Origin of the sequence: Spirulina subsalsa CS-330, from assembly GCF_028330765.1 — a bacterium.
GTDB lineage: Bacteria > Cyanobacteriota > Cyanobacteriia > Cyanobacteriales > Spirulinaceae > Spirulina > Spirulina subsalsa_A.
In genome coordinates, this window is record NZ_JAQMTY010000281.1 from 1 (window position 1) to 5,690 (window position 5,690).

Annotated in this window: 3 protein-coding genes and 1 pseudogene; all 4 read left to right on the forward strand. The window is 52.8% G+C overall.

Translation table 11 applies throughout. The features are described 5' to 3' along the window. Window positions 1-401 precede the first annotated feature (401 nt). The 4 genes and pseudogenes from gshA to PN477_RS19300 all read left to right on the forward strand — a co-directional run bounded on the left by gshA (window position 402) and on the right by PN477_RS19300 (window position 5,472). Window positions 402-1,541, forward strand: a complete 1,140-nt coding sequence (gene gshA / locus PN477_RS19285; RefSeq protein ID WP_272121761.1) for a glutamate--cysteine ligase — start codon at window positions 402-404, stop codon at window positions 1,539-1,541. 157 nt (window positions 1,542-1,698) lie between these two features. Then, on the forward strand, window positions 1,699-2,160 hold the full coding sequence (locus PN477_RS19290; protein WP_272121762.1) for a tRNA (cytidine(34)-2'-O)-methyltransferase: 462 nt from the start codon (window positions 1,699-1,701) through the stop codon (window positions 2,158-2,160). A 2,009-nt stretch (window positions 2,161-4,169) separates the two neighbouring features. Then, window positions 4,170-4,622, forward strand: a pseudogene (locus PN477_RS20970) (M23 family metallopeptidase); the annotation flags it as partial. Between the two features lie 469 nt (window positions 4,623-5,091). Then, window positions 5,092-5,472, forward strand: a complete 381-nt coding sequence (locus PN477_RS19300) for a hypothetical protein (RefSeq protein ID WP_072622499.1) — start codon at window positions 5,092-5,094, stop codon at window positions 5,470-5,472. The last annotated feature ends 218 nt before the right edge of the window (window positions 5,473-5,690 follow it).

Below are 5,690 nucleotides of genomic sequence, written 5' to 3' on the forward strand. Positions count from 1 at the left end.
CAATTAAAGGACTCGCTGTCGCTCGATTTGTTTGTTGGTGCAAATTCATCTCGCCACTAAAAGGCATGTCCGCCGTTACCTTCGGTAACTCTACTCGGACTCGCTTTATAGTGGGAGTCTTCTTTGCACATTTAAGATAAACAAACAAGGCAAGGCGCAATGAGATTAAGGGTGTTGAACCGAGTTGCACCGGATAAGTTCCAATCACGATTCTTTGCATCACGGGGGACTCGTGGGCAATGCCATCTCATTTTAGACGGTGATCCCGATCCTGAGCACCCCGGCCGGAGATGGGCGATCGCCCCCCATCCCCATCCACCCGAAACCCAAGAGGGGGGATCTCACCCCCTACAATTGAGAATGAACTCAATTGCCATTATTCACCCAAGGACGGATCAATTGTGCTGCTTTCCAAAGGCTGTGAAATCGAACTCTACACCGGACATCCCGACGGAACCATCGTGGGCCTGTCCGATCACATTGTCCAGGATCTCGCGGGGTTTGTCCGCGAACCCGATAGCCGCAACGTGGAATACACCACAGCCCCGTTTAGCGGTTACGATCGCCTCCTCTGTGCCCTCGTGCGTCCCCGCCAACAACTCCGCCGCTACGTCACCCGGTACGGTGACTATACCCTCCACCCCGGTAGCACTCTCTCCCTCGGCGACACCAGGCAATTCTTTCGCTCCGACCCCAACAACCCCTACCACGCCTACATCGAGCAGACCTATCACACCACCGTCGTCACCGCCAGCGTCCATATCAATATCGGCATTGATGACCCTGACCTCCTGATGCGTGCCTATCGCCTCATTCGCCTTGAAGCGCCGCTGTATCTGGCCCTGAGTGCGTCCTCGCCCTTCCTCGATGGCCAACCGACGGGCTTCCATTCCACCCGCTGGGCCGTGTTTCCCCAAACCCCCGACCATGTGCCCCTGTTTACGAGCCATGCCGACTTCGTCCACTGGACAGAGGAGCAATTGCGCCTCGGCACAATGCAGAATGTCCGCCACCTCTGGGTTTCCGTGCGTCCCAATGGCGATCGCCGCCCCTACAATCTCAATCGTCTTGAATTGCGCATCTGTGATCTCGTCAGCAACCCGATTTCGCTCCTGGCGATCGTCGCCTTCCTTGAAGCCCGCCTCACCCAACTCCTCACCGATGAGCGTCTCGATCCCCTCACCCAAAGCCAGTTCACCCCCGATGAACTCCTCGCCCTCACCGTCGCCAATGAACAGGCCGCTGCGAAACATAGCCTCGCCGCCACCCTCCGCCATTGGCAAGATGGGCGATCGCTCACGGCTGCTGACTGGATCGACCAAATTTATGAGACCGTGTGGCCCACCGCCAAGCAGCGGAGTTTTAGCTGCTTCCTCTCTCCCTTGCGGAAGATTCTCAGCCAGGGAAACGAGGCCCAGCGCTGGTTAGCCCAGTATGAGCAGGGGCAGTCTCCCCAGCAGATTATGCAAGGTGCGATCGCCGCCATGGCCCAAGCTGAACTGGAATTACAGGAAAAACTCTGCGTCGAAATGGCTGTGTAATCCCAATGCGATCAGGAATTGATCCGGATTAATCATTAATGCAACAATACTTCACAAAAACTAATCAATCCCCTGTACACGGGTGCTATCAGGAAAACGAATCGATTGCCCCGGAGCCGATTCTTTCATCCATTCACAGCGATACAGTAGCTTAGCCATGCCTCATGTTGTTTTAGTCCATCCCGAAATCCCCCCCAACACCGGCAATATTGCCCGCACCTGTGCCGCCACAAAGACAGAGCTACACTTGATTGAACCCTTGGGCTTTGAGTTGAGCGATCGCTACCTGAAGCGAGCCGGATTAGACTATTGGCCCTACGTCAAACTGCATTGCCATTCAGATATTGAATCGTTTTATCACGTACAAGCCCAGCGCGGCGGCCGCTGTATCGGCTTTAGTGTCTCCGGAACCTGTAGCCATACTGACTTCCAATTCCAAGCCGATGACTGGCTCCTCTTTGGCTGTGAAACCCAAGGATTGCCCAAGGCCGTCCTTGCCGCCTGTCCCGCCACTGTCTACATTCCCATGGCAGAACCGGGGGTGCGAAGCTTGAATCTATCGGTGAGTGTGGCGATCGGACTCTTTGAAGCCCGTCGTCAGGTGGGACTCCTGCAATAGCCTCATTCATCACCGTATCGCGATTAAGCGTTGCTCTCGCTTACGCCAGACCTCATCATTTTCGGTGGTTCAGCATTGCAGATTTCAGCGCCGGGTGAGGACGATTGGCCGCCAACCACAACCCCGAAGAGTCGTGATCCTGAATGGTTTTCTTCGGATTAATCCCGCTGCCCTCGATAGATGGCCGGCAATTGAGTGCAGCCTCACTCTTTCCGGTCATTGGGGAACGGTGGACCCCTTCTTAGTGTTCGCAAGTCTCCGTATAATTACGACAAGAAAGACAGACTCATAACTGACTTTAGTGCTGTAAGCTACCAAGTTTTAACAATTTGATAAGAAATTTCTATCACCTCTGAAGCGCGGGGGGTTGAGCCGTCAGCCGCCTCAAATCATGATGCCAGTCCGAAAAATAGGCCCGAAAAGCTATGAGGGGAAAGGATTCCAGTCTTTTGCTTGGGGATTCATTTACCGCAGTAGTTGTGTTCTCATCCCGCCGCGTCCCAAAGAGGATGGCCTTGTCGTAGTCGCAAAGTTCGCTTAGATTACACTTCAACTGGTTTGAATGACTGTCCGGGTCAATGCTCTCAACTCAAGAACGTATCTACAGTTAGCGCATTTTCAAATCAATATTTTCAAGGTTTGACTTGTCTAATTTGGAAAAGCAGAGTAACCTTACCTACGTCAACACATCACACACATCACACAACGTTTGTGATTGTTGTCACGCTCACACTCAGTGAGGTTTCTCTCTAAAGCAGTGCATCGCTTACTGTTTCACCAAGAGTCATTCTTTACTGTCCAGGAGGTCGTTTTTGAAACGCTCACTCACACAAAACGTCCAATCTGTTCCTCCCAGTTCCATTCGCTCACCAGAAATGTTGGAAAAGAAAGTACAAACCCCCAAGAAAGTGAATTCTAGTGATACGGCTCGCCGTGCTAGTGCCATGCTAGGACTTGCTGCAATCTCCATGGGTGCAACAGCTGGTGTGCTGATTGCCAGCCAAGGGGATGAGGCTATTGCGGCTGAACCTGCATTTAATCGCTCTGATGCGGGTCAAGTTGATATGTCTCCATTGGAGCAATCAACGTCACTCATTCAACACCGGATTCAGGACGGCGATACCCTCTGGGATCTCTCTCTGTCCTACAACGTTCCCGCTGATGCGATCGCAGCATCCAACAATCTCCCCGAAGATACCGTGTTATCCATCGGCCAGACGTTGGTGATTCCCGCTGCTAATACCGCTGCGAACCCCGTTGTTGCGGCTGTCGCTGAACCGATGGAAGTTGCCGTTGCTGACATCGTCGAAGATGACTACGAGCTGACGGCGATCGAAGCTGTCGAAAAAGACTCCAACCCGAAAACTGCCGCTGTCATTGCTGAGACAGAACCCCAAATCATTGCCAGCGCAGACCCTGGCCAAACAGTTCACTCGGTTCGGTCTGGTGAAACCGTTGCGGAAATTGCGGCTCAGTACAATGTCACCCCGAATGACATTCTTGCGAATAACAACATTGCTGATCCTCGCACCCTCCAAATCGCCCAAAAATTGATTATTCCGGGCGTAGCATCTCCCACCGATACAGCAGATGCGATCGCTTCAACCCCCATTGCTTCAGCCCCCATCGCCCCGGCTGCGGCTCCTGAGTTGGTCACCCAAAACACCACGACCCTCGCAACCCAACTCAACGACCCGACCCCCGATGACCGCATCAGCCGCCTCAAAGAGGAAGTGATGCAAATGCGCGAAGAATACCGCGCCCAACGGGAGCGTCAAACCCCGACCACGGCCCAAACGGCATCCGCTCCTAGCGTTACTCCGCTAGAACCCCAAGCACAGCCGGCATCTCCGGAATGGCAGCGTCAACAACAACTGCGCAAGCCCAGCCACCCTGAAGTGATCGCACCTCAACCGGAAGCCGCCCCTCAAACCAGCCAACAACCGGATCTCGTGGCTGCTGCACCCACTTCGGGGCGCGGCTACAACCGCTTACTACAGTTGCCCGCTGGTCAGAGTGTTGAGCCGCAAATTCCGCCCTTACAGGAGCGTGATCAATACCTGCCTGACCGGCCGCAAGAGTTTAACGGCTATATTTGGCCCGCTCGTGGTGTGCTGACTTCTGGTTATGGCCCGCGCTGGGGTCGGATGCATCGTGGGATTGACATTGCCGCTCCGACGGGAACTCCGATCCACGCAGCCGCTTCTGGAGAAGTGACGGTCGCAGGTTGGAACTCTGGGGGCTACGGTAACTTGGTGGAAATCCGTCATCCCGATGGCAGCATGACCCGTTACGCCCACAACAGTAAGCTGTTGGTGCGTAAAGGCGATCGCGTTGAACAAGGTCAACAGGTGGCGCTGATGGGTAGCACCGGCTTCAGCACCGGGCCTCACCTGCACTTTGAAATCCACCCGTCCGGTAGTGGTGCCACGAACCCCATGGCATTCCTCCCTAGCCGCTAGGCTTCACCAGAGTTAGGTTAGACCATCAACTCAATTGAAAAAACAGAGCCAAGACTGCAGTCTTGGCTCTGTTTTTGTGGGAATACTGCGAGACTCATCCGATCGCTGTGACTCGATTAGGGATTAAAGCCTCGATCGCACCATGCTCGATCTGGATTGAGTGTGATCAAAAAGTGACATAACTCCAATTTTTGGGAGGGCTGAGGCAACGTCGTGCAGGTGTGATTGTAATCTTCTGTTACAAAAAGGCGATCGCCACAAAGACCAAAAATCACCGTTTCATCAGGATTTGAGCGATTGAGCCGTGCTTTTTTTGATGAACAAATATTACAAATATGGCTCCACCGTGAACTTAGATTACTAAAATCTCATATTTCCTGTGGCTTCATTATAATTACCTATTAACAGGCAAGATTTTAAAAAGTTAATAATTAACTGTTACCAAGAGAACTTCAAGAGGTCACAAAACATGGTAAGCATTCAACATAATCAATCCCTTTGGCATCACGATTCTTTGACTCACACGAAAAGCTTCTTGCTGTGGAGCTTTACGCTGGCGGTCTGTTTGTTGGTGGTTGGATTTCCCATGCTGGTTTTGGTGGCAACGGTGACGGCGTTGGCTGCGATCGTCTTACAATCTTTGCTGCCGATGAGTGCAGTGTTGGTTGTGGTGGGAACGGTCACAGGGTTTCATGTGCTGGGAATTTTCTTGGGGGCGGCGATCTTAACCGCCAAAGGAGTCCATCCTGACGAAGTGCGGTGGCTCCATTGGCTCCACGGGAATACGACGGAACAGACTCAACCGGTCTACGCTGCTTGTCCGTTAACCTGTGACCTCGTTCATTCTTAACCCTCACTCATTTTTTAACCTTGCTGGGAGCAAGATCGAAAGCAGCTCAATAGATTTGAGCTGCTTTTGTCTGGGGAGATCTTGACATCCTCACCGGGCTAAAGCCACAGTGATTCCTAAGATTCACATCTTAGGTTTCTGCTTCATAGCAACAGCCTCCACCCGCAAGGAGTTTATGGTCTTACGTTCGCTCCACAGACTATCCCCGCTAGCCCAGC

Coding starts and splice junctions, on each gene's coding strand:
- PN477_RS19290 (WP_272121762.1), top strand. CDS start 1,699: ATGCCTCATGTTGTTTTAGTCCATCCCGAAATCCCCCCCAACACCGGC.
- PN477_RS19300 (WP_072622499.1), top strand. CDS start 5,092: ATGGTAAGCATTCAACATAATCAATCCCTTTGGCATCACGATTCTTTG.